This is a genomic window from Reyranella sp., assembly GCF_044224635.1.
Classification (GTDB): Bacteria; Pseudomonadota; Alphaproteobacteria; order Reyranellales; family Reyranellaceae; genus Reyranella.
On the sequence record NZ_JBGAKA010000013.1, the window covers coordinates 120,394 to 142,108 of the forward strand.

Annotated in this window: 21 protein-coding genes; 13 read left to right on the plus strand and 8 right to left on the minus strand. The window is 67.0% G+C overall.

Annotation, left to right across the window (positions count from 1 at the left end):
• Nucleotides 1-17 precede the first annotated feature (17 nt).
• From ACILR9_RS14340 to ACILR9_RS14365, 6 genes are all read left to right on the plus strand, one after another.
• The gene (locus ACILR9_RS14340) at nucleotides 18-833 is read left to right on the plus strand and encodes an SDR family NAD(P)-dependent oxidoreductase (RefSeq protein WP_395710613.1); all 816 of its coding nucleotides are present in this window, start codon (nucleotides 18-20) and stop codon (nucleotides 831-833) included.
• Nucleotides 830-1,573, plus strand: coding sequence for a FadR/GntR family transcriptional regulator (locus ACILR9_RS14345; protein ID WP_395710614.1), 744 nt, complete (start codon nucleotides 830-832; stop codon nucleotides 1,571-1,573). The genes ACILR9_RS14340 and ACILR9_RS14345 overlap by 4 nt, the downstream gene beginning before the upstream one ends.
• Nucleotides 1,574-1,607: 34 nt before the next feature.
• Nucleotides 1,608-2,576 (plus strand): Bug family tripartite tricarboxylate transporter substrate binding protein, encoded by a 969-nt coding sequence (locus ACILR9_RS14350; protein WP_395710615.1) that lies wholly within the window; start codon nucleotides 1,608-1,610, stop codon nucleotides 2,574-2,576.
• 187 nt (nucleotides 2,577-2,763) lie between these two features.
• Complete coding sequence (locus ACILR9_RS14355; protein WP_395710616.1) at nucleotides 2,764-4,050, plus strand: aromatic ring-hydroxylating dioxygenase subunit alpha; 1,287 nt, start codon at nucleotides 2,764-2,766, stop codon at nucleotides 4,048-4,050.
• 2 nt (nucleotides 4,051-4,052) lie between these two features.
• Nucleotides 4,053-4,532, plus strand: coding sequence for an aromatic-ring-hydroxylating dioxygenase subunit beta (locus ACILR9_RS14360; RefSeq protein ID WP_395710617.1), 480 nt, complete (start codon nucleotides 4,053-4,055; stop codon nucleotides 4,530-4,532).
• A 10-nt stretch (nucleotides 4,533-4,542) separates the two neighbouring features.
• Nucleotides 4,543-5,448 carry a VOC family protein gene (locus ACILR9_RS14365; protein ID WP_395710618.1) on the plus strand — a complete coding sequence of 302 codons (906 nt, stop codon included), beginning with the start codon at nucleotides 4,543-4,545 and terminating at the stop codon, nucleotides 5,446-5,448.
• Between the two features lie 33 nt (nucleotides 5,449-5,481).
• Here ACILR9_RS14365 and ACILR9_RS14370 read toward each other — a convergent pair whose 3' ends face one another.
• Both ACILR9_RS14370 and ACILR9_RS14375 read right to left on the minus strand, forming a co-directional pair.
• Entirely contained in the window at nucleotides 5,482-5,862 is a 381-nt protein-coding gene (locus ACILR9_RS14370) for a c-type cytochrome (protein ID WP_395710647.1), read from the minus strand.
• 2 nt (nucleotides 5,863-5,864) lie between these two features.
• A complete protein-coding gene (locus ACILR9_RS14375) occupies nucleotides 5,865-6,443 on the minus strand; it encodes a ferritin-like domain-containing protein (RefSeq protein ID WP_395710619.1) in 579 nt (192 codons plus the stop codon).
• 145 nt (nucleotides 6,444-6,588) lie between these two features.
• Here ACILR9_RS14375 and ACILR9_RS14380 point away from each other — a divergent pair, with 145 nt between their 5' ends.
• The 4 genes from ACILR9_RS14380 (at nucleotide 6,589) to ACILR9_RS14395 (ending at nucleotide 10,269) form a co-directional block, all read left to right on the plus strand.
• Nucleotides 6,589-7,530 carry a sigma-70 family RNA polymerase sigma factor gene (locus tag ACILR9_RS14380; protein ID WP_395710620.1) on the plus strand — a complete coding sequence of 314 codons (942 nt, stop codon included), beginning with the start codon at nucleotides 6,589-6,591 and terminating at the stop codon, nucleotides 7,528-7,530.
• A gap of 113 nt (nucleotides 7,531-7,643) precedes the next feature.
• The gene (locus ACILR9_RS14385) at nucleotides 7,644-8,636 is read left to right on the plus strand and encodes an ATP-binding cassette domain-containing protein (RefSeq protein ID WP_395710621.1); all 993 of its coding nucleotides are present in this window, start codon (nucleotides 7,644-7,646) and stop codon (nucleotides 8,634-8,636) included.
• A gap of 2 nt (nucleotides 8,637-8,638) precedes the next feature.
• Complete coding sequence (locus ACILR9_RS14390) at nucleotides 8,639-9,463, plus strand: ABC transporter permease (protein WP_395710622.1); 825 nt, start codon at nucleotides 8,639-8,641, stop codon at nucleotides 9,461-9,463.
• A gap of 2 nt (nucleotides 9,464-9,465) precedes the next feature.
• Complete coding sequence (locus ACILR9_RS14395; protein WP_395710623.1) at nucleotides 9,466-10,269, plus strand: ABC transporter permease; 804 nt, start codon at nucleotides 9,466-9,468, stop codon at nucleotides 10,267-10,269.
• Between the two features lie 195 nt (nucleotides 10,270-10,464).
• Here the strand turns inward: ACILR9_RS14395 and ACILR9_RS14400 are convergent, their stop codons facing one another.
• Nucleotides 10,465-10,740 carry a hypothetical protein gene (locus ACILR9_RS14400; RefSeq protein ID WP_395710624.1) on the minus strand — a complete coding sequence of 92 codons (276 nt, stop codon included), beginning with the start codon at nucleotides 10,738-10,740 and terminating at the stop codon, nucleotides 10,465-10,467.
• Nucleotides 10,741-10,908: 168 nt separating this feature from the next.
• Here ACILR9_RS14400 and ACILR9_RS14405 point away from each other — a divergent pair, with 168 nt between their 5' ends.
• The 3 genes from ACILR9_RS14405 to ACILR9_RS14415 are packed head-to-tail and all read left to right on the plus strand — an operon-like array spanning nucleotide 10,909 to nucleotide 14,239.
• Nucleotides 10,909-12,288, plus strand: a complete 1,380-nt coding sequence (locus ACILR9_RS14405) for an MmgE/PrpD family protein (RefSeq protein WP_395710625.1) — start codon at nucleotides 10,909-10,911, stop codon at nucleotides 12,286-12,288.
• Nucleotides 12,285-13,295, plus strand: a complete 1,011-nt coding sequence (locus tag ACILR9_RS14410; RefSeq protein WP_395710626.1) for a Bug family tripartite tricarboxylate transporter substrate binding protein — start codon at nucleotides 12,285-12,287, stop codon at nucleotides 13,293-13,295. Before ACILR9_RS14405 ends, ACILR9_RS14410 begins: the two co-directional genes overlap by 4 nt.
• Nucleotides 13,296-13,342: 47 nt before the next feature.
• On the plus strand, nucleotides 13,343-14,239 hold the full coding sequence (locus ACILR9_RS14415; RefSeq protein WP_395710627.1) for a 2-dehydro-3-deoxygalactonokinase: 897 nt from the start codon (nucleotides 13,343-13,345) through the stop codon (nucleotides 14,237-14,239).
• Nucleotides 14,240-14,484: 245 nt separating this feature from the next.
• Here ACILR9_RS14415 and ACILR9_RS14420 read toward each other — a convergent pair whose 3' ends face one another.
• From ACILR9_RS14420 to pgl, 5 genes are all read right to left on the minus strand, one after another.
• Nucleotides 14,485-15,261: an ROK family protein gene (locus tag ACILR9_RS14420; protein ID WP_395710628.1), complete on the minus strand. Its 777-nt coding sequence runs from the start codon at nucleotides 15,259-15,261 to the stop codon at nucleotides 14,485-14,487.
• 23 nt (nucleotides 15,262-15,284) lie between these two features.
• Complete coding sequence (locus ACILR9_RS14425; protein ID WP_395710629.1) at nucleotides 15,285-16,760, minus strand: alpha-amylase family glycosyl hydrolase; 1,476 nt, start codon at nucleotides 16,758-16,760, stop codon at nucleotides 15,285-15,287.
• Nucleotides 16,761-16,770: 10 nt separating this feature from the next.
• Complete coding sequence (locus ACILR9_RS14430) at nucleotides 16,771-19,404, minus strand: MGH1-like glycoside hydrolase domain-containing protein (RefSeq protein WP_395710630.1); 2,634 nt, start codon at nucleotides 19,402-19,404, stop codon at nucleotides 16,771-16,773.
• A gap of 20 nt (nucleotides 19,405-19,424) precedes the next feature.
• Entirely contained in the window at nucleotides 19,425-20,684 is a 1,260-nt protein-coding gene (gene rpiA / locus ACILR9_RS14435; protein WP_395710631.1) for a ribose-5-phosphate isomerase RpiA, read from the minus strand.
• A 296-nt stretch (nucleotides 20,685-20,980) separates the two neighbouring features.
• Nucleotides 20,981-21,709 carry a 6-phosphogluconolactonase gene (gene pgl / locus ACILR9_RS14440; RefSeq protein ID WP_395710632.1) on the minus strand — a complete coding sequence of 243 codons (729 nt, stop codon included), beginning with the start codon at nucleotides 21,707-21,709 and terminating at the stop codon, nucleotides 20,981-20,983.
• Nucleotides 21,710-21,715: the final 6 nt, after the last annotated feature.

Here is a 21,715-nt window from a genome sequence, read left to right on the forward strand (position 1 = left end):
ACGTTATGGGAGATCGCATGAAACTCAAAGACAAAGTCGCCCTCGTCACCGGGACCAGCCCCAACATCGGCGGCGGCATCGCCGAAGGGTTGGCCGCCGAAGGCGCGGCGTTGATCTGCGTCGATGCCTCGGCGGCCAATGCAACCGATTGCGCCAATTACCTGAAGAGCACCGGCGGCAAGGCGCTCGGCATCACCTGCGACGTCACCGATCAGGACGCGGTCGCGGCCGCGGTGCAGAAGGCGTGCGACACCTTCGGCCGGATCGACGTGCTGGTGAACAATGCGGTCGTCTTCAACAAGAAAGGCGTGCTCACCATGCCGCTCGACGAGTGGCGCAAGCAGATCGACGTGATCCTGACCGGCGCCTTCCTGTTCACCAAGCACGTCGCGCAGTCGATGATCGAGCGCAAGGTGCGCGGCAACATTATCAACGTCGTCTCGACCGCGGGCCACCAGGGCGAACCCAACAACATCGGCTACTCGACGGCCAAGAGCGGCCTGCTGAATTTCACGCGGTCCGCCGCGATGGAGCTGGTGAAGCACGGCATCCGAGTCAACAGCCTGACGCCGACCGCGACCGATCCCTCCGAATCGGTGGAGCGCGCCCAGCGCTGGGGTCGGCCGGCGCCCGATCTCTCGGCCGTCCGGCCGGTCTTCGAGATGTATCGCAGCCGCATCCCGATGCAGAAACTGCCCGCGCCCAGCGACTACGGGCGCGCCACGGCCTTCATCGCCTCGTCGGACGCCGAGATGATGACCGGCACCGACCTGCGCATCGACGCCGGCGCGATCGCCCGCTACTGGCCGTGGGATCCGGCGGCGGCCCGGTGACCCGCAAACCCCAGCCGGCCAAGCCCAAAGCCCTCAAACCCAAGCCCAGGCCGCGCGCCTTCGAGGAGATTTGCGAGCGCATCCGCCGGCAGCTCGCCAGCGGCAAGCTGAAGCCGGGCGACAAGCTGCCGGCCGAGCGCGAGCTCGCCCTGCAGCTCCAGGTGAGCCGCGCCGCGCTGCGCGAGGCGCTGCGCAGCCTCGAGATCGCCGGCGTGATCACCCTGCGCAAGGGCGTCAAGGGCGGCGCCTTCGTGCAGGCGGGCGATCCCGCCAACGTGACACGCGTCCTGCAGGACCTGGTCCATCTCGGCGCCCTCTCGCTCAGCGACCTCACCGAGGCGCGGCTGCTGATCCAGAGCGGCGTCGTGCGGCTCGCCTGCGAGCGGGCAACCGACGCCGATATCGAGGCGATCGGCCGCAACATCGAGCACACGGCCGAGATGTCGCGGCTCGGCCGCGGCGAGGAACGGCGCGAGGCGATCGCCGAGTTCTACCGCCTGCTGGCGCTCGCCACGCACAACGAGATCCTGAAGATCCTGGTCGATTCGATCACCGATATCCTGGTGCGCTACCTGCAGGGCGTGTCGGAGGACGTCGAGCTGCCCGGCCTGATCGCTCATCGCCGCCGATTCTACCGCCATCTCGAGGCGCGCGATGCCGCGAGCGCCAGCCGCGAGATGGAGCAGCATCTGAACAAGCTCCACCGGCTGCTGGCGCGGAATCGACAAAGAATGGTCTGACCATTATGGTGCGAGCAAGAAGACGGAGGAAACGTTGCCCGCTCGCCTGATGTTCAGCCTTCTGGCCCTTCTGGTCAGCAGCCTGCCGGCTCCGGCCCAGGACTGGCCCGACAAGCCGGTCAAGATCGTGCTGGGCGTACCGCCGGGCGGCGGCCTGGACGTGCTGGTGCGTGGCCTCGCCGCCGAGCTCTCGACCAAATGGGGCAAGTCCGTCGTGGTCGAAAACAAGCCCGGCGCCAGCGGTCTGATCGCCGCCGAGGGCGTCGCCAATGCGCCGCCCGACGGCTACACGCTGTTTGCGACGACCGACCAGATCTACCTGGGCAACCGATTCGTCTTCAAGACCCTGCCCTACGATCCCGACAAGAGCTTCGCCAACATCACCGTCATGGCGCGCGCCGAGCAATTCCTTCTGGCCAATCCGGAAGTGCCGGCCGAGACGCTGCCGGAGCTCATTGCCGCCGACAAGAAGAAGGCCGGCTCGCTCGCCTACGGCACGTGGGGCGACGGCAGCCCGCCACACCTGGTCTACGAGACGCTGAACAAGGGCGCCGGCACGAAGTTCCTGCACGTGCCCTACAAGGGGGTGGCGCCGGTGCTGAACGCGCTCGCCGCCAACGAGGTCCAGCTCTCGGTCGGCAGCAGCGGTGTGGCAGGCAGCCTCCTCAAGGCCGGCAAGCTGAAGGCGCTGGCGATCGCGGCCAGGCAGCGCTCGCCGCTGTTCCCCGACGTGCCGACCACGGCCGAGCTCGGCCATCCGGAGATCCTGGCCTTCATCTGGTTCGGCCTCGCGGCTCCTGCCGGCACGCCAACGGCGGTCGTCGACAAGATCAGCGCCGATGTCCGCGAGGCGCTGAAGCAGCCGGCCTTCATCGAACGATTCATCACCACGCCCGGCTGGTCGATGATCGCCACCACGCCCGCGGAGACCGACCAGCTCATCAAGAGCGAGCTGCCGATCATCCGCGACATGACCGCAGCCGCCGGCGTCAAGCCGCAGTGAGCCCGTCATGACGACCAACTCGACACTTCATTCTCCTCCCCAGCGAAGCTGGGGAGGTGTCGCCGCCTTCGGCGACGGAGGGGTCATGAGTCACGTGGGCGGCCTATGACCCCTCCGTCCGCGATTACGCGGACACCTCCCCAGCTGTGCTGGGGAGGAGAATGAAAGGCCCCAAGCAGGAGCAGCCATGCAGCTCAATGACCTCATCATCGACGATCGCCGCCAGGCGCGCTTCAAGGTCCATCGCAGCGCCTTCGTGTCCGACGAGATCCTGGCGCTGGAGCGCGAGCATGTGTTCGGCAAGTGCTGGCTCTATCTCGGCCACGTCTCGGAGCTCAAGAAGCCCGGCGACTTCATCTCGCGCCGCGTTGGCGGGCGGCCGCTGCTCTACACCCGTGACCGGGACGACAAGCTGCATGCACTCTACAACACCTGCCCGCATCGCGGCGCCCTGGTCTGTCGCGAGCGCTCGGGCAACCGGCGTGCCTTCACCTGCGGCTACCACGCCTGGACCTTCGACGAGAAAGGCCGCTTCGTGGGGATGCCGGGCCGCGAGGCGCTGCCGCCGGAGGCCACCGACGACTGCAAGCTCGATCTGGTGCCTGTCGAGCGCATGGAGGAGTTCCGCGGCTTCGTCTTCGTCTGCTTCGACCGCCGCGCGATGTCCTTGCGCGACTACCTCGCCGGCGCCGCCGAATATCTCGAATATGTCGCCGACCAGGGCCGCGACGGCATGGAGATCGTGATCGGCGCCCAGGATTACTGCGTCGGCGCCAACTGGAAGCTCTTGCAGGAGAACTCGGCCGACGGCTATCACGGCGTGCCGACTCATTCGACCTACTTCGATTACATCCGCTCGCGCGACAATTCGAGCTTCGGCGGCATGAACGCCAAGGGTTGGGTGAAGAACCTCGGCAACGGCCATGCCGTGTCCGAATCGATCGGCCTGCTGCCGTGGGGCCGGCCTTATGCCCGCTGGGCACCGGGCTGGGGCGAGGAGGCGCGCCAAGAGGTCGAGGCGCTGAACAAGGAGATCATGGACCGGCTCGGTCCCGAGCGCGGAAACGTCGTCGCCAACGGCGATCGCAATCTGCTGATCTTCCCCAATCTCGTCGTCAACGACGTGATGGCCACCACCATCCGAACCTTCTACCCGGTGCGACCGGATTACATGGAGGTCAGCGCCTGGTGCATCGCACCGACAGGCGAGTCCGAGACCTCGCGCGACCGGCGGCTGCGCAACTTCGTGGAATTCCTGGGACCGGCGGGTTTCGCCACGCCCGACGACGTCGAGATGCTGGAGCTCTGCCAGCGCGGCTACGCCAACGCGGCGTCGGCGCCCTACAACGACCTGTCGCGCGGCATGCTGAGCAACGCGCCGACCAAGACCGACGAGTTGCAGATGCGCACCTTCTGGCGGCGCTGGCACCAGCTGGTGTCGGACAATCCCGCGCGCGAGCTGGCGGGGCCGTGACCATGAAGCTGTCGCGTTCCGATGCCGAGGATTTCCTGATCCGCGAGGCCGCCCTGCTCGATTCCTGGAAGCTCCTGGAATGGGCCGACCTGTTCACCGAGGACGGCGAGTACCTGGTGCCGGCGACCGACGACCCCGAGGGTAAGGCCGGAAAGTCCCTCTTCCTGATCTATGACGACCGCCATCGCCTGGGCGAGCGCGCCAAGCGCCTGCTGAAGCCCACGGCGCACGCCGAATCGCCGCATTCGCGCACCCGCCACATGATCAGCAACGTGGTGACCGGAGAGGCCGCCGATGGCACCATCCCGGTCACCTGCAACTTCGTCGTCTTCCGCAGTCGCATGGAGGTGACCAACATCTATCCCGGTCACGCCGAGTATCGGCTGGTGCGGAACGGCGACGGGCTCCGGATCAGGAGCAAGAAGGCCGTGCTCGACGTCGACGCGCTCAGGCCGCACGGCAAGATCAGCATCATCCTCTGAGGAGGCCGCGATGGAAGGCTACGAGAAGCTGGGCTACCTCGCGCTGAACGTCACCGACGTCGGCCGCAGCCGCGACTTCTACCACAGCCAAGTCGGCCTGCAGGTGAGCGGCGAGGCCGACGGCATCGCCTTCCTGCGCTGCAGCGAGGATCATCACAGCCTGGCCTTGCATGCCTCGGACAAGCCCGGCCTCAAGCGCGCGGGCTTCGAGATGAAGAGCGCCAGGGCGCTCGACGATCTCGGCGCGCGCCTGGCCGGCGAAGGCTTGGCTGTCGTCGAGGTTCCTGCCGCCGAGCGCAAGCTGCTGGGGCTCGGCCGCGCCTTCCGCATCACCGAGCCGCATACCGGCGCCACCTACGAGTTCTACGACCACATGCGCCAGTGGGGCGGCCAGCCCTTCCGGCCGACCGTCGCCAAGATCCAGCGGCTCGGCCATTTCGTGCTGAAGGTGGCGGACTTCGACAGCGCCTGCCGCTTCCACACCGACATCCTCGGCTTTCGTGTCTCCGACATGATCGACGGCACGATCTGCTTCATGCGCTGCCATCCCAACCCGTATCATCACGGCGTCGGGCTGGGCCGCGCCAACGAAGTGCTGCTGCACCACGTCAACTTCATGGTGACCGAGGTCGACGACATCGGCCGCGCGATCTCGCGCTTCAACAAGGCACAGGTGCCCATCGTCAACGGTCCCGGCCGCCATCCGCCGTCCGGCAGCATGTTCCTCTACTACCTCGATCCCGACGGCATCACCGTCGAGTACAGCTTCGGCATGGAGGAATTCCCGGCCGAAGGCGCGCGCAAGCCGCGCGTGATGGAGCCGATCAAGGCCTCGATCGACTACTGGGACAGCTTCCTCGATCCGCGCAAGGCGACCGTGGGCGCAATCGAGAGCCTGAGCCACCGCGCCGCTTGAGATCCTTCGATCGGGCGTGCTTCGAGGACTGATCTACTCGCAGGTCATAGGATCACCGTTTGCCTTCTTGAGATAGGCGATCAGGTCAGCGCGCTCCTGCGGGTCCTTGACGCCGGCATAACCCATCTTTGTGCCGGGCACGGTCTTCAGCGGATTCTCGATGAAGTGGTCGAGCGTCTCCTCGGTCCAGGTGACGCCGTACTTCTTCATCGCCGGCGAGTAGGCGTAGTTGGGCACCGTGCCGGCCTTTCGCCCGAACAGGCCGCAATGGCGCGGCCCGACGCGGTTGTGTGGCAGCGCATGGCAGGCGAGGCAGCGCGTGTAGATCTCCTCGCCGCGCTCGACGTTGCCCTCGGCTGCCAGGGCGGGGGCGCTCATGAGCAGCGCAGCAAGGAACGCGGCGAGGAGGCCCATGATCACGACACGAACGCGTCTGGCACCGGGTTCTGGCCGAGCGCCTGGCGCAGCACCGCCCAGTGCATCGCCTCGTCGCCGAGGATCGAGGCCGCGGCCTTGGCGAGGTCACGGTCATTGAGAATCGGCACGGCCCCGAGGTAGGCACTGACCGCGCCCTTCTCGAGCGAGGCGGCGAAGGCCAGCACGTCGTTCTGGGACTTCAGCTTGTCCTTCGGGAAGCTGTAGTCATTCAGCGGCGCCACCGGCTTGCCGCCGAGCTTGGCCACCGCCTTGGCGAGCGCATCGGCATGCGCCTTGTGATGGCCCTGGAACTGGATGGCGAGGTCCTTCACGCCCCTCTGCAGCAGCCCGGAGTCGGCGCCGAGCTGGTAGGCGGCGATCGCCTGCTGCTCCGCGCCCAGCGCCGAATTCAGGATGGTAACGTCGTTGTTGGCGGTCTGCGCGGAGGCAGCTCCGACCACGCCGAGCCGCTCCTGGCCGGCCAGCAGGGCGATAGCCGTTGCCGACAATGTGAAGCCGGACAGGAAGGTCCGACGCTTGCCCTTGGCAGGCAGGGGGTCGAGTTTTGCGAGGATCATGGCTCTCTCCATGCACGAGGTCGACGAACTGCGGTCCGTCGTTCGGGAAACCCCGGCAAGCGGCGCCACGGATGCGCTTCTCGGCCGGTTCATTTTTCTGCCGCAGCCTGCATCCGTTCAGCGGGCGGCGGGGTAGTAGGGTTTGATGGGTGAGATCCTCAATCTCCGGCGCGGCATGGTGCAGCCCGGCATCATGGCGCCACCGGGGCCCGCTTCGGCCGACGCCGCCGCGTTCGATCCGCTGGCGCCGCTGCTGGCCGATGTTGCGATGGGCAACGAGCGCGCTTTCGCCCGCCTCTACGAGCTGAGCGGCAGCCGACTGCTGGCGATCGCCCGCGGCATCGTCGGCCGCAACGACATTGCGGAGGACGTGCTGCAGGACTCCCTCCTGCGCGTCTGGCGCTGGGCCCATCGCTTCGATCCGTCCAAGGGAACGGCCTATGCCTGGCTGGTCAAGGTGGTGCGCAACCGCGCGCTGTCGGCCACGTCGGTGCTGCAGCGGCGCGAGGGCGGGCTGGAGGTGCTCGACTCCGAGACCATGGTGCTGGACGAGCCCGATCCTGCCGACCGGGCGATGCGTAGCGAGGAGGCGCGGCGGGTCAATGGCTGCCTCGCCAATCTGCCGGCCAATCACCGGCGCTCGGTGACGCTGGTTTATTTCGAGGGCCTGACCCATCGCGAACTGGCGAAACGGCTGGGCGTACAGCTCGGCACCGCCAAGAGCTGGGTGCGGCGCGGCCTCGCTCAGATGCACCGTTGCTTGACCGGGACCGAGGCTGGCTGGCGCGAGCTGATCGCGGCCGAGTATGCCGCCGGCAGCTTGCAGGGCGCGGCACGTCGGGGCTTCGAGCGTCGCCGCGAGCGCGACGCCCGCTACTGCCGCGCCGTCGATGCGTGGGAAGATCGGCTGGCGCTGCTGACGGAATTCCTGCCGGATAACGGGCCGGCGCCGGCACACGTGTGGAGCCGCATCGAACAGAGGCTGGCGCGGGAGAGGATCGCCGTTCGCCGGCCGCTGCTCTGGCAGGTCACGAGCGGCGTGCTGGCACTGGCTCTCGCCCTCCTGTTGCTCAAGGTCCTGCGATAGCCACGTTCCTGATGGCCAGCAGCCCCGGATTCACAGACTGAGCGGTTGACCCGGCACCAGACGCCGGATAGGGTCCCGCCCCTTTTTTGCCACCCACAGGCGGACGGCCGCCCATGTCCCAGATCCTCGTCGAGGCGCTGGCCAAGACCTATCGTGTTGCTGAACGCGCACCTGGGTTGACCGGAGCGTTGCGCGGCCTCGTGCGCCGGCGATGGCGGGAGGTCCACGCCCTGGCCGACGTCTCGTTCAGTCTCGAGGCAGGCGAGCTGCTGGCCTTCATCGGCCCCAACGGCGCCGGAAAATCCACCACCGTGAAGATCCTGTCGGGCATCCTCCGGCCGACCAGCGGCCGAGTCGAGGTGGGCGGCCTCGTCCCCTACGAGGATCGCGTGCGCCACGTGGCGCGCATCGGCGTTGTGTTCGGCCAGCGCAGCCAGCTCTGGTGGGACCTGCCCGTCATCGACGGCTTCGATCTGCTGGCCGACATCTACCGCGTCGAGCCGCCGCGCTATCGCCGCCGGCGCGACGAGCTCGTCGCCATGCTGCGGCTCGAGCCGTTGCTCGACCAGCCGGTACGCCAGCTTTCGCTCGGCCAGCGCATGCGGGCGGAGTTCGCCGCCGCCCTGCTGCACGATCCCGCGATCCTGTTCCTCGACGAGCCGACCATCGGCCTCGATGCGCCCTCGAAGCTGGCGGTGCGCGCCTTCGTGCGGCAGCTCAACCGCGAGCAGGGCGTGACCGTGCTGCTCACGACCCACGACATGCATGACGTCGAGGCGCTCGCCGAGCGCGTCATCGTCATCGGCCAGGGCCGCCTGCTCGCCGACGGCCCGTTCGAGAGCCTGCGCGCCGGCGTTCTGGCCGAGCGACGCCTCTCTGTCGACTTCGCCGGTCCCGCACCCGACCTCGAGATGCCCGGCGTCACGATCCGGGCGCGCACCGAACGCTCACTCGAGCTCGCCTTCGACCCGGCGGACATCCCGGCGCCAAAACTGATCGCCGCCATCACCACCCGGCACGCCGTCGAGGACGTCCATGTCGACGAGCCTCCCATCGAGGAGGTGATCGCGCGTTTCTACGATCTGCACGACGCCCACGAGGCCTGACGATGCAGGCGATCCGGCCCTACCTCGCGGCCTTCCGCGCGCGCTTCCAGCTCATGCTGCAGTATCGCGCCGCGGCGCTGGCGGGCTTTGCCACACAGTGCTGGTGGGGCGCCATCAAGATCATGGTCCTCGCCGCGTTCTATGGCGTCCACGCCGCGGCGGCGCCGATCAGCCTAGCCGACGCCATCACCTATGTGTGGTTGGGCCAGGCGCTGCTGGCGCTGCTGCCCTGGGTGGCCGATCCGGAGATCGGCCAGGCGGTGCGCACCGGCGGCGTCGGCTACGACCGCCTGCGGCCGCTCGACGCCTACGGCTACTGGTATGCCCGAACCCTGGGATGGATGCTGGCCCGCGCCGCACCGCGCGCGGCGCTGATGGCGCTGGCGGCGGGCTTCGTCCTGCCGCTCGTCGGTCTCGGCGACTGGGCGTGGCGGCCGCCGTCAGGCATTGCAGCGGCGCTGCTGTTCATTCCCGCCTTCGTGCTCATGGCAGCGCTCGCAGCCGCCGTCCTGATGCTGGCGAACATCATCGTCGCTGCGTCGCTGAACGAACGCGGCGTGAACGCTGTCCTGACGCCGCTGGTGATCGTGTTTTCCGGTTCCCTCCTGCCGCTCGATTTTTTCCCGGATGCCCTGCGGCCCTTCCTGCACGTGCAGCCGTTCGCCGGCCTGGTCGACATCCCGTTCCGCATCTATTTCGCCGATCTGCGAGGCGTCGCGGCACTGCAGGGCCTGGCATTGCAGGCAGGCTGGACTTTGGTGCTGATAAGCCTCGGCCGGCTGGCCATGGAGCGCATGATGCGCCGGCTCGAGATGCAGGGCGGCTGACCATGAACGCGTTCGCGCTCTATGGCCGCTACGTCATGACCTCGCTGCGCGCGCAGGCGCAGTATCCGGCGGCGACCCTCATGCTCACCGTCGGCCACTGCGCAGCCACCGCGATCGAGATCCTGGGCGTATTCGCGTTGTTCGATCGCTTCGGATCGGTTGGCGGCTGGACGTTCGGCGAGGCCGCGCTGTTCTATGCGCTGGTCAACATCACCTTCTCGCTCGCCGACCTGCTCACCCGCGGTTTCGAGGTGTTCGGCAGCGACTTCGTGCGCACCGGCGCCTTCGACCGCGTCCTGCTGCGGCCACGCACGGCCGCGCTGCAACTGATCGGCTACGAGGTGCGGCTGTCGCGGCTGGGCCGATTTGCGCAGGCGTTCGCCGTGCTCATCCTCGCGACCAATCTGGTCCCGATCCACTGGGATGCCGCCGCGATCGCGACGGCGCTGTGGGCCGTGGCCGGCGGCGTGGCGCTGTTCAGCGGGATCCTGGTCCTGCAGGCCACGCTCGCCTTCTGGACCGTCGAGAGCCTGGAGATCGTGAACGTGCTCACCTACGGCGGCGTCCAGGCGGCACAGTATCCGCTCAACATCTATGCGGCCTGGTTCCGGCGCCTCCTCACTTTCGGCGTGCCGCTGGCCTGCGTGGCCTACTATCCGGTGCTCGCCATCCTGAAGCGGCCAGATCCGCTCGGCGCGCCCGACTGGCTCCTGCCGATCGCGCCGGCCGCAGGCTTCGCCTTCCTCGGCTTGTCATTCCTGGCCTGGCACGCCGGCATGGCGCGTTACGCGTCGACCGGCAGCTGAGATCGGGCCCTCAATGGGTTCGACCGTGGCCGCACGTCAGAGCATGTGAACACATTGAAAGGCCGCGCGCACTTCATGTCATCCTGAGCGTAGCGAAGGATCTCATCGCCAGGAGTTCCAAAGCACACCCGTGGCGAGCGGCGATGAGGTCCTTCGCTGCGCTCAGGACGACAAGAGGCCCTGACGGGTCCCACCTCACGCCGTCATCGCCTGGCGGTACTTCTCGAGCAGCCAGACATTGAACTGCTGCAGGGTCCGCTCCAGCGGGCCATAGATGCCGGCCGGCAGGAAGCGCGAGCTCTTCGCCGCTTGCATGCCGAGATTGACCGGCACGTCCTGCGCCCAGATCTTGGAACCGCCCTCGCTTACGGCCTTGCAGCGATCGAGGAAGTCCGGAAGCCCGATGGTGCTCTCAGGCAGCAGCCAGCCGCCGTAGGTGACGCGATCGGAGCCAGCGAAGGTTGCCGTCACGCCGGCGGGGCTGAAGGCGCCGCACGGTGCGCTGGCTCCGGCTGCGGCGCAATCCGACCCTGCAGCCTCGGTCGTGGATTTCCGAACTCGGCCGCGGTTTGATACCCGGGTAGTCGCTTCCGCGACAGATGCATGCCGTCGCGGAGTTTCTTGCCCGGTGGGGACGCCTTGACGCATCAGACCAACAGCACCGACCAGATCGCGGCATGGGCGGAAAGTCTCGGGACCGACCAGGTTCCGCCGGATGCCTTCGCCCTTGCCAAAAAAGCCTTCCTCGACACGCTCGCGGTGTCGCTGTCGGGATCGCAGCTCGACTCGACGCGCATCGTGACGGCACTCGCCCGCGAGCACGGCCCGGCGAATGGCCCGTGCTCGGTCATCGGGCATGGCTTCAAGACGGATGTTCTGGCCGCCGCCCTCGCCAACGGCACGGCCGCTCACGCCGAGCTGTTCGACGACAACAACGAGCCGATGATGTCGCATCCCAGCGCGTCGCTGGTATCGGCCCTGCTGCCGCTCGCCCAGTCGCGTGGCCTGGGCGGCGCCGCAGTGCTGCTGGCCTATGTCGTGGGCTTCGAGGTCAATGTCGTGCTGGGACGCCAGCTCAATCCGCGGCTTTACGAAGCGGGCTGGCACGTGACCCGTACCCTGGGCGTGCTGGGTGTCACGGCGGCGTGCTGCCGGCTGCTCGGGCTGGGACCCGGGCCGTTCCGGGCGGCCTTGGGGATCGCCGCCTCCATGGCGAGCGGCCTGCGGCAGAATTTCGGCACCATGACGATGGCACTGCACGCCGGCCTCACCGCCCGCGACGGCGTGCAGGCGGCCCTGCTGGCGGAGAAGGGCTTTCTGTCGGATGCGGAGGCGCTCGACGGAAGGTATGGCTTTTTCAACCTGTTCGCCGGTGGGCCGCCACCGTGCCTGCCCACGCCGTTGCCGCTCGGCGAGCCGTTCGAGCTCCTCCAGTCCGGCATCATCTTCAAGCCCTATCCTTCGGGTGCGCCGACCCATGCGGCAGTCCACGCCACACTCGCTTTGCACGGCAGGCTGGGTATCCACCTGCCGGAGGTGACGAGCATCGTCTGCCATGTCCACCGCTGGAATTTCATGACATTGCGGGAGGGCATCCCCGCCGACACGCTGCGGGCGCGCGTCAGCCTGCGCTACTGCGTTGCCGCAGCCCTGCGCTTCGGGACGCTGGGCAGCGCCCAATTCACCGACGACGCCCTCGGCGATCCGCTTGTTCAGAAATTCATGGGACTGATCGAGATCAGGCAGGCCGACGACCTGCCCGACAACGGCCTGTTCCCGGCCGCCGTCGAGGTGCGGCTGGTGAACGGCGAGACTGCCACGGTGCGCTGCGACGTCCCGCCGGGCGCGCCGGCCAATCCGTTGTCGGACGCCGACGCCGGCCAGAAGTACCGCAGCTGCGCCAGCGTCGTGCTCGATGCCGCAGCCATCGAGCATACCCGCGCCATGATCCTGGGCATCGACCGGCTGGCCGATATCGGCGATCTTTGCAGCGCGCTCGAGGGAGGAACGCGACCATGAACAAGAAGCAAGGAATTCCGACACGCGTTGCGGGGAGACGCCACGTTCTGGCGGGCGCCTTGCTGCCGGCCGGGCTGATGCTCGCCCCCTCGGCGGCGTACGCCGCCTGGCCGGAACGCCCGGTCCGCATGATCATTCCGTTCGTGGCAGGTGCCGGCGCCGACATCGTCGGACGCACCTATGCCGAGGAGCTTGCCAAGGCGCTCGGCCAGCCGGTCGTCGTCGACAACAAGGGCGGCGCAGGCGGCCTCATGGCGACCGCGGAAGGCGCGCGCGCGCCGGCCGACGGCTATACCCTGCTGCTGATCTCGCAGGGCACCACGGTGTTCAATCTCGGTCTCTACAAGACGCCGGGGTACGATCCGCTCAAGGACCTCGTGCCGGTGGCCATCTGCGGCACGCTCCCCAATGTCCTGGTCGTCGCGTCCAGCAATCCGGCGAGCAGCGTGGCCGACCTGATCGCCCAGGCACGCGCCAAGCCGGGCGAGCTCACGTACGGTTCGAGCGGCATCGGCAGCAGCCTTCACCTGTCCGGCGTCATCTTCGAGCAACGCACCGGTGCGCGCGTCCAGCACGTCCCCTACCGCGGCGCACCACCGGCAGTTCTTGCGGTGGTGAACGGTGAAGTGACGATGGGTTTCTTCAACACGCCGACGGTGCTGGGCCAGATCAAGGCGGGCAAGCTCAAGGCGCTCGCGGTCACCAGCAAAGATCGCTCGGCCCTGCTGCCGGACGTGCCGACGATGCGCGAGGCCGGCGTAGCCGATTTCGTGGTCGCCACATGGCTGGGCTACGCCGTGCCGGCAAACACGCCGGAGGCGATCGTGTCGCGCTTCAATGCCGAGATCAATCGCATCAGCGAGATGCCGCAGGTGAAGGAGAAGCTCGTCGTCCAGGGCTTCGAGATGCTGCCGCCGGGGTCACCCGCTGCCGCCCGCAAGCTGATCGAAGACGACCAGGCCGTCTGGCTGCCGATCATCCAGCAATCCGGCGCCAAGCCGGAGTAAGTCCGATTCCTGCTGAAAGTCCGTCGCATGCCGCGTCGGCCGCCTTCGTGGTGATCGACTGGGGCACCAGCAGCTTTCGCGGCTGGCTGATGTCGACGAATGGCGCGATGCTGGCGGAAAGCCGTGGCGGCGAAGGCATGCTGCACTGTATCGACGCCGGCTTTGCGCCGGTGCTGCGCGATCATCTCGTCAGGCTCGGCGCGACGGAGGAAACGCCCGTCCTGATCTGCGGCATGGCGGGCGCGCGGCAGGGTTGGGTCGAAGCCCCCTATCTCAGGACGCCGACGCGACTCGAGGCCCTGCACGAGGGCGCCATCCGAATCGACGCAGCCGCTGACATTCGCATCCTGCCGGGCATCGCCCAAGCCAAGCCTGAGCGGCCCGACGTCATGCGCGGGGAGGAAACCCAGCTTCTGGGCGTGACCGAACCCGACTTCACCGGCTACGTCTGCATCCCCGGCACCCACAGCAAATGGATCACGATCGAAGCCGGTCATGTCGTCGAGTTCTCGACCTACATGACCGGCGAGCTGTACTCGGTGATCTCGCAAAACAGCATTCTCAACCACGCAATCGACGCGACTGACCAAGGTGCGGAGGATGGCGAGCCGTTCCACGAGGGTCTTTCGAGAGCGCTGGCGACGCCGACGGCGTTGACGGCATCGCTGTTCCGGCTGCGCGCTTCCCAGCTCCTGGGTTTCGAGCAGCGCGCCGACGGCGCGGCGCGGCTGTCGGGACTTCTGATCGGAACCGAGATCGCCGATGTGATACAGCGGCATGGGTCGTTGCAATCGGTGCGGCTGATCGCGGCCGGTGCCTTGGGCCGACTGTACGCCGCCGCCTTGACCGCACGAGGCCTCGACGTGACGAAGCTCGATGCCGAGCAGGCGTCCCGACGGGGCCTCTGCAAGGCCGCAGGCCGCATCTGGGGGACGCAGCATTGACGTGAGTTGGCTGGTTTCCTGCCGGGAACGCGTCATGTGCCGGGCCCGCACCACTCGGCGGGCTCTGCGATCATCCGGTCAATTCGTTCCGAAGCAGTCGAGACCATGGGCGCTCACGTGTGAAACAGAATTCCTTTCAGCCTCCGGCGAACCCACGACCTCTGAGGCTCCGTCGACTTTAGCGGGAACCAGCGAGAGCTGGGCGAACGAACGCCCATTCTCGTCGTCCTCGAGAGCGTCGCCGGTCAACGCGCTGGCGACACGGCATGGCTGCCGAGGACGCCGTTCCACACGACTTCGTCCCATAGACGGATGCCGCCCGTGATGCCGGCATCATTGGAGGCGATGTGGACGGTGTCCGGCAGGTCGATAGTGACGTTGGCGGCGTTTCCTCCCCCCAGATGCAGAATGTCATAGTGCAGGAGCGCGTAGACGATCTCGATGGTCTTGCGGACCCGCTTGTTCCACCGTTTGCTGCCGACCGCGCGGCGTGCGGCGTTGCCGACATAGTCGTTGTAGGTTTCGCCCTTGCGGATCGGATGATGCGCCAGCTCGAGGTGCGGCGTGAGCGCGCCATTGCTGAATACCGCGCTTCCGAGGCCGGTGCCGAGGGTCAGCACGACCTCGAGCCCGCGCCCCTTCACGATTCCCAGCCCCTGCACCTCGGCGTCGTTGAGCAGTCGCGCCGGCTTGCCGAAACGGCGCGCCAGAGTTTCCGCCAGCGGATAGTCCACCCAGGCTTTGCCTTGGAAATGGGGAGCCGTGATGATCCTGCCGTCGCGCACGACGCCGGGAAAGCCGATGGAAATGCGGTCATAGGCCTCGAGAGGCGCGGTGAGCCCGGTGAGGGCCTCGACCAGGACATCCGGCGTGCAGGGATAGGGCGTCGCCACGCGCACGCGCTTTTCCAGCATCTCGCCCGATTCGCCGACCACCGAGGCCTTCAGCCCGGTTCCGCCGATATCGATCGCCAGGGTTCGCGGTGCGAGGGATTCAGGGTCACTTGCCGAGGTTTCTGCCATGGCGATCGTCCCATTCGATTTGTTCAAGGCCCGACGGCTTCGAGCGTGAACACGTTGTAGCGCCAAGCCGCCAGGTCGATGAAGAGGCCGGGATCGACCAGGCACGCGCCGTCCCGCTGGTAGACTTCGTTTCCCATCACATCGACGAGCCGGAATTGCCGGCCGGCCATCCCGGCGAAGGGCAGTCGCAGGCGGCACTGCGCCTGATGGTCCGAATAGTTGACGACGACGACGTGGCGAGCGCCGTGCGACGCCTGCCAGGCATAGGCCACAAAGTCCCGCCAGGTCGGATTGGCGTCCCACGCCCGGCGCGGCGGGATCGAGGACCAGTCGCCATCGCGAAAATCGTCGTTGCTCAGCACCTGAAGCAGCCTGTCGTAGAAATCCACGATATCGGTGTTCGGCGGTTCGACCGGGCCACGACCGAGGTGAACCGGCACGCGGACACGGGCGCCCTCCAATTGACCCTGATGCAAGAACCGCAGCCCCGGCGCAAAAGCCGTGGCGATGGCGGCCGCCTGATGCTGCGGCCAAGGGAAGACCGCGGCCGCGCGCGGCTCGTCGTGGTTCTCGAGAAAGCGCGCCAGCCGATCCTGATAGTCGAGCCCTGCAACCAGATGAGCGCGAATGGCGCCGGCGTCGGCACGACGGAGGCGGTCATACAGCCGCTTGTCGTAGCAATAGTCGAAGCCCTGCTGCTGCAGCTCCCATTCGAGGTCCCAATAGGCTTCGGCCAGGAAGGTGAACCCGCGGTGCTCATCGCGCACGGCTGCGATGGCCCGGGGCCAGAACGGCGGCGACGTCACGCCCCAGGTGCGCTGGAAGATATCCGGCAGCAGGAGCATCGCCATGTCACAGCGCACGCCGTCGCAGTGTCCGGCAATCGTGGCCAGCTCGGCTCTCTGCGCCGCCTGCAGCGCCGGGTTGGAATAGTCGAGCTGCAGCGTGTCCGGCCAGCCGGGGAAGTTGGGATCGCGGCCATGGGCCAGGATGCGCCCGCCCTGGCCGGTCTCGATCCGGCAGTAATCATGCGGCGCAGCAGCCATGGCCTGCTCGCTGCCGTGGAGATAGAAATCAGGCTGCGTCCTGACCCACGGATGATCGAGCGCCGTGTGATTGGGCACGAAATCGAGCATGAGGCGCAGGCCGCGCGCCGCAAGCCTGTTGCGGAACGCAGCCAGCGCCGCAGCCCCGCCTAGAGCCTCGTCGACCTCGTAGGCACCGATCGCGAAGCCCGAGCCGCAGATGTCGTCCTGTACCAGATCGGGCAATGTGGTGCGAAATTCGGCCTGCCAGGCGGGATTGCTGCGCGACATGGAGCGGCTGGCCGCGCCCGTCCGCCACACGCTCAAGAGCCAGATCCAGTCGAATCCCCGCCGTGCGAGGTCGTCCACGGTGGCGTCATCGACCGTCGCGAGCGTGACCGGCTTGCCGGCCTCCCGCGACAGGCGATCGAGCCAGACCCTGGTGTTGACCTCGTACAGCGAGGGATAGCGCACGCGCCCTTCCCTACTCATGCAGCTCCGCGATCATGTTGGCGACGAGAGCACTCCAGCCGGTCTGGTGAGAGGCGCCGAGGCCACGGCCAGTGTCGCCGTCGTAATATTCGTGGAACAGGATGTAATCCTTGAAGTGCGGGTCGGTCTGCATCTTCTCGCAGTTGCCGAAGACGGGCCGCCGCCCGTCCTTGTCGCGGCGAAAGATGTTGATCAGGCGGTTGCGCAGCTCGTCCGCGATCTTCCTCAGAGACAGCAGCTCGGGAGAGCCCGCCGGGCATTCCATCCGGAACTCCTCGCCGTAGAATCTGGCGAACTTGTTCACGCTTTCGATGAACAGGTAGTTGATCGGCATCCAGATCGGCCCCCGCCAATTGGAGTTTCCGCCGAACAGGTCGCTGTCCGAATCGCCCGGCACATACTTGACCTCCGAGCGGAAGTCGCCGGCCTCGAACACATAAGGATTATCGAGATGATATCGCGACAGCGAGCGGATCCCGTAGTCCGACAGGAACTCGTTCCTGTCGAGAACGCGCGCCAGGACCTTGGTCGAGCGGAAGGCGCGGGCGATGGCGAGCAGGCGCGTATCGTCGGCGCCCGGCGTGTTCACGCGGGAAACCAGGGTCGCAAGCTTGGGACGGTATCGCAGATACCAGTCACGCTGCCGGGTGAACGACGGCAGAGGCCTCAGCAGGGCGGCATCGATGGTGTCGACTGCGAGCGCCGGGATCAAGCCAACCAAGGACCGAACGCGCAGGGGAGTCGCATCGCCGTTGCTCATCACCAGCCAGTCGTAGAAGAAATTGTCGACGTCGTCCCACAAGCTCAGCCCCTTGCCGCCGAGATTCGTCATCGCGCCGCCGATCATCAGGAAATGCTCGAAGAACTTGGTCGCGATGTCCTGGTAAGCATCGTCCTCCTGCGCCAGCTCGATGGCGATACGCAGCATGTTCAGGCAGTACATCGCCATCCACGACGTGCCGTCGGACTGCACCTGCATGCCGTCGACCGGAAGCGCCGCCGACCGGTCGAAGACGCCGATATTGTCCATGCCGAGGAAGCCGCCTTCGAACACGTTGAGACCGCGCGGATCCTTGCGGTTCACCCACCAGGTGAAGTTGAGCAGCAACTTGGTGAAGACCTGCTGGAGAAACCTGCGATCACCCTGCCCCTTGCTCTTGCGCTCCGCCTCGTAGAGGCGGATTGCCGCCCAGGCCTGAACGGGCGGATTGACGTCGCCGAAGTTCCATTCGTAAGCGGGCAACTGTCCGTTGGGATGCATGTACCAGGACTGGCCGAGCAGGATCAGCTGATGCTTGGCGTCCTCCAGATCGAGATAGGCGAGCGTCGTCAGGTGAAAGGCCCAGTCCCAGGCCGCGAACCAGGGGAACTCCCACTTGTCCGGCATCGAGATGACGTCTTCCATCGTGGCATGGACCCACGCGCTGTTGCGTCCCTTCTGCCGGGTGCCGGGCGGCCTGGGCTCGGCCGGATCGCCGTCGAGCCACTCCGTGACGTCGCAGTAGAAATACTGCTTCGACCACAGGATGCCGGCGAATGCCTGCCGTTGAATGCGGCGCAGATCCCCGTCCAGCACCTTGCTTTGCAGCCCGGCATAGAAGGCATCCGCCTCGGATTTGCGCAGGCTGAAGATCCGCTCGAAATGGGCGAAAGGCGCCGACTTGGGCGGGCCCAGGCTCAACCTCACCTGGATGGTCGTGCTGGCGCCCGCCGCCACCGTCCTGCGGTAGATGCCGGCAACCTTGGTGCCTCCGTGCGTGCTGGCGGCGTCCTTGCGGCCTTCCACCAGATACTCGTGAAAGCCGTCCTTGTACGAATGTCCGGTCGCTTCGCCGCCGAACAGCTTTGCGACATTGGTCTCGTTCTCGCAGAACCTGATCTCGTCAGGCCCGTCGAAGTGGATCGCATAGGCGCCGAACGTCTCATGCCTGACCACGACATCGGCGCCGTCGCGCTCGAGGGCGGGCTTTGGCCGATCCGTGAACCAGCTCCACGTGTTGCGAAACCACGCCTGGGGCAGCACATGAATTGGCGCTTCGTCGGGACCGCGATTGGTGATGGTGAGCCGCAGCAGGATGTCGTCGGTGCCGGCCTTGGCATATTCGATATCGACATCGAAATAGCGGTCGTCGTCGAAGATTCCGGTATCGATGATCTCGAACTCTGGTTGCTTGCGATCGCGTCGCGCGTTCTCCTGGACCAGCAGGTCGTAGGGAAAAGCCGCCTGCGGGTATTTGTAGAGCATGCGGGCATAGCTGTAGGTCGGCACCGCGTCGAGGTAGTAGTAGAGCTCCTTGACGTCCTCGCCGTGATTGCCCTCGCGGTTGCTCAGGCCGAACATCCGCTCCTTCAGGATCGGATCCTTGCCATTCCACAGCGCGACCGCCAGGCAGAGGTGCTGCTTGGCGTCGCAAAATCCGCCGATCCCGTCCTCGCCCCAGCGATAGGCGCGGCTGCGCGCATGGTCGTGGGGAAAGTAATTCCAGGCGTCGCCCGTGGCGCTGTAGTCCTCGCGCACCGTGCCCCATTGGCGTTCGCTCACATAGGGGCCCCATTTGCGCCAGGCTTGCCGGCGCGCATCCGCTTCGTCCAGCCGGTCACGCTCGGGGTTGGTCGCAGCCGGCATAAGCCGATCCTTTCATGGGCCTATGCGCGCACCGCGCACCGGCCGACCGTTGCGGCATTGCCGAGCAGCCGGATGATCTCCGCGGCGACCTCGCCGGGCTCACCTCCCACATCGACAACCAGCGGATCCTCGTCTGCATGCGGCTCCTCGAGAGTATCGATCTGGCTTTGCAGCAGGCTCGCGGGCATGAAATGGCCCCGGCGCCCCGCCAGGTGGCGGGCGATGAGATCACGGCCGCCGCGCAGGTAGACCAGCCGCACTTCCGGCCGGTCGCCCACGATGACCTGCCGGTAGGCGCGCTTGAGCGCGGAACACGTGATGATCCCCGGCTGTTTCGCCGCGCGTTGTTGATCGATCCACGCCGCCACGGCCTCGAGCCACGGCTGTCGGTCGGCGTCGGTCAGCGGAATGCCGGCATGCATCTTGGCGACGTTGGCCTCGGGATGGAGCGTGTCGCCCTCCTCGAAGGGCCAACCCAGGCGCGCTGCCAATTCTTGCGCAACCGTCGACTTGCCCGCCCCCGACACCCCCATGATCACCAGGATCGGTGGATAACCGCGATGGGCGCGCGCACTGTCGAGGCGATGGACGCCGCTCGCATCGGCAACGAAGACCGGATCGGCACGGCTGATGAACAGACCGCTCTCGACCACGCCGACGACGCGGCGGATGCGATCCTCGAGCCGTGCCGGATCGGCGATCGGGCCGAAGCTGCAGTCCAGAATGCGATTGCCGCTGTCGGTGACGAAGGGCTCGCCGGCCAGCGACAGGCGTATGCGAACGCTGGCGCCCAGCGCCTCGAGGGCAGCCTGTGTCGCTTCGAGACCAAAGGCGACGACCTCCACCGGGACCGTTGCGCGCGTTCCCAGCCGGTCCACCAGCTTGACACCGTCGACGATGATGGCGAGGCGCCGGCTGGCGGCCGCGACGATCTTTTCCCGCAACAAGGCTCCGCCCAGCCCCTTGATCAGGTTGAGCGTGCCGCGTTCGACCTCGTCGGCGCCGTCAATGGTCAGGTCGATCAGGCGATGGGCGGCGAACGTGGTGAGCGGCAGCCCGGCATCGCGGGCGCGCGCCGCGGTTCGCTCCGATGTCGGGATGCCGACGAAGCTGAGCCCTTGCCGATGGCGCCGGGCCAGAGCGTCGACCGCGAATGCCGCCGTCGAGCCGGTGCCGAGCCCGACCACCATGCCATCCTGCACCAGTTCGACCGCCGCCTCCGCCGCGGCACGCTTCAGCGCATCGCGCCCGCCATCGGCTGTCGACGACACGGCACTCATGGCCTCGCCGCCCCTGCGACAGCGCTGGCGCGGATCGCATCGATGGCACGAACCTCCTCGCCCAGCCGCGCGAGGTCGGCCGACAGGACGGAGGGCGCTATCAGGATCGGCTGCATCTAGTCACCTTGATCAGGTACGTCCGAGCACTATGCCGTCCACTACAGATGAGGAAAAGGAAAGGTCCCCTCGCTGCGCTCGGGATGACATTATTGTTGTACTCGGGATGACACTATTGTTGTCATGGGCAACAGCATTGGTGTCATCCCGAGCGCAGCGAAGGACCTTTCTTTTCTTCATCATACCTGTCCCTCGCCGGCGGCCGCGCGGTCGACGAACCAGACGAGCTCGCCGACTGGCTTGACGCGGGCTGCCGGCACGTCGCTGCCTCCAGCGCGAACCGCCTTGAACATCGCCGCCTTCTCCTTGCCTGCCACCAGGAACGCCACGCGCCGGCTGCTCTCGATCGCCGGATAGGTCATCGTGATGCGGACCTCGGGCCGGCCGTGCGACACGGCGGCGACCCAGCGCTTGCGCTCCTCCAGCACCGGCTCGCCCGGCAGCAGGGAAGCGGTATGGCCGTCGGGGCCCATGCCGAGCAAGGTGATATCGAACATTGGCCGTGCCGGATCGAGCACGTCGGCGCCATAGGCCGACTGCAAGGTCCGCTGGTAACGCGCGGCCGCATCCTGCGGGGTGCCGTCCGCCGGCACGGGATGAATATTCGCGGGCGGTACCGGAGCCTTGGCGAGCATCGCCTCGCGCGTCATCCGGTAATTGCTGTCCGGATGATCGTACGGCACGAAGCGCTCGTCGCCCCAGAACCACGAGACCCGGTTCCAGGGAAAGCGTCCGACGAACAGGTCGGACGCGAGCAGCGTGAACAGGGCCTTCGGCGTCGAGCCGCCCGACAACGACACGCGAAAGTCGCCTTTCGCGGCAAGCGCCGCCGAGGTCATCCAATCGGCCACATGGCGCGCCAGTGCCGGCGGATCGGCAAGTGTCTCGATGCGCCCGTTCATTGCCATGCCGCA

What these genes read in the sequence shown, in the direction of transcription:
- ACILR9_RS14355 (WP_395710616.1), top strand. Translation starts at nt 2,764, where the DNA reads ATGCAGCTCAATGACCTCATCATCGACGATCGCCGCCAGGCGCGCTTC.
- ACILR9_RS14380 (WP_395710620.1), top strand. Translation starts at nt 6,589, where the DNA reads ATGGGTGAGATCCTCAATCTCCGGCGCGGCATGGTGCAGCCCGGCATC.
- ACILR9_RS14390 (WP_395710622.1), top strand. Translation starts at nt 8,639, where the DNA reads ATGCAGGCGATCCGGCCCTACCTCGCGGCCTTCCGCGCGCGCTTCCAG.
- ACILR9_RS14370 (WP_395710647.1), bottom strand. Translation starts at nt 5,862, where the DNA reads ATGGGCCTCCTCGCCGCGTTCCTTGCTGCGCTGCTCATGAGCGCCCCC.
- ACILR9_RS14430 (WP_395710630.1), bottom strand. Translation starts at nt 19,404, where the DNA reads ATGCCGGCTGCGACCAACCCCGAGCGTGACCGGCTGGACGAAGCGGAT.
- ACILR9_RS14395 (WP_395710623.1), top strand. Translation starts at nt 9,466, where the DNA reads ATGAACGCGTTCGCGCTCTATGGCCGCTACGTCATGACCTCGCTGCGC.
- ACILR9_RS14340 (WP_395710613.1), top strand. Translation starts at nt 18, where the DNA reads ATGAAACTCAAAGACAAAGTCGCCCTCGTCACCGGGACCAGCCCCAAC.
- pgl (WP_395710632.1), bottom strand. Translation starts at nt 21,709, where the DNA reads ATGGCAATGAACGGGCGCATCGAGACACTTGCCGATCCGCCGGCACTG.
- ACILR9_RS14420 (WP_395710628.1), bottom strand. Translation starts at nt 15,261, where the DNA reads ATGGCAGAAACCTCGGCAAGTGACCCTGAATCCCTCGCACCGCGAACC.
- rpiA (WP_395710631.1), bottom strand. Translation starts at nt 20,684, where the DNA reads ATGAGTGCCGTGTCGTCGACAGCCGATGGCGGGCGCGATGCGCTGAAG.
- ACILR9_RS14360 (WP_395710617.1), top strand. Translation starts at nt 4,053, where the DNA reads ATGAAGCTGTCGCGTTCCGATGCCGAGGATTTCCTGATCCGCGAGGCC.
- ACILR9_RS14365 (WP_395710618.1), top strand. Translation starts at nt 4,543, where the DNA reads ATGGAAGGCTACGAGAAGCTGGGCTACCTCGCGCTGAACGTCACCGAC.
- ACILR9_RS14385 (WP_395710621.1), top strand. Translation starts at nt 7,644, where the DNA reads ATGTCCCAGATCCTCGTCGAGGCGCTGGCCAAGACCTATCGTGTTGCT.
- ACILR9_RS14410 (WP_395710626.1), top strand. Translation starts at nt 12,285, where the DNA reads ATGAACAAGAAGCAAGGAATTCCGACACGCGTTGCGGGGAGACGCCAC.
- ACILR9_RS14375 (WP_395710619.1), bottom strand. Translation starts at nt 6,443, where the DNA reads ATGATCCTCGCAAAACTCGACCCCCTGCCTGCCAAGGGCAAGCGTCGG.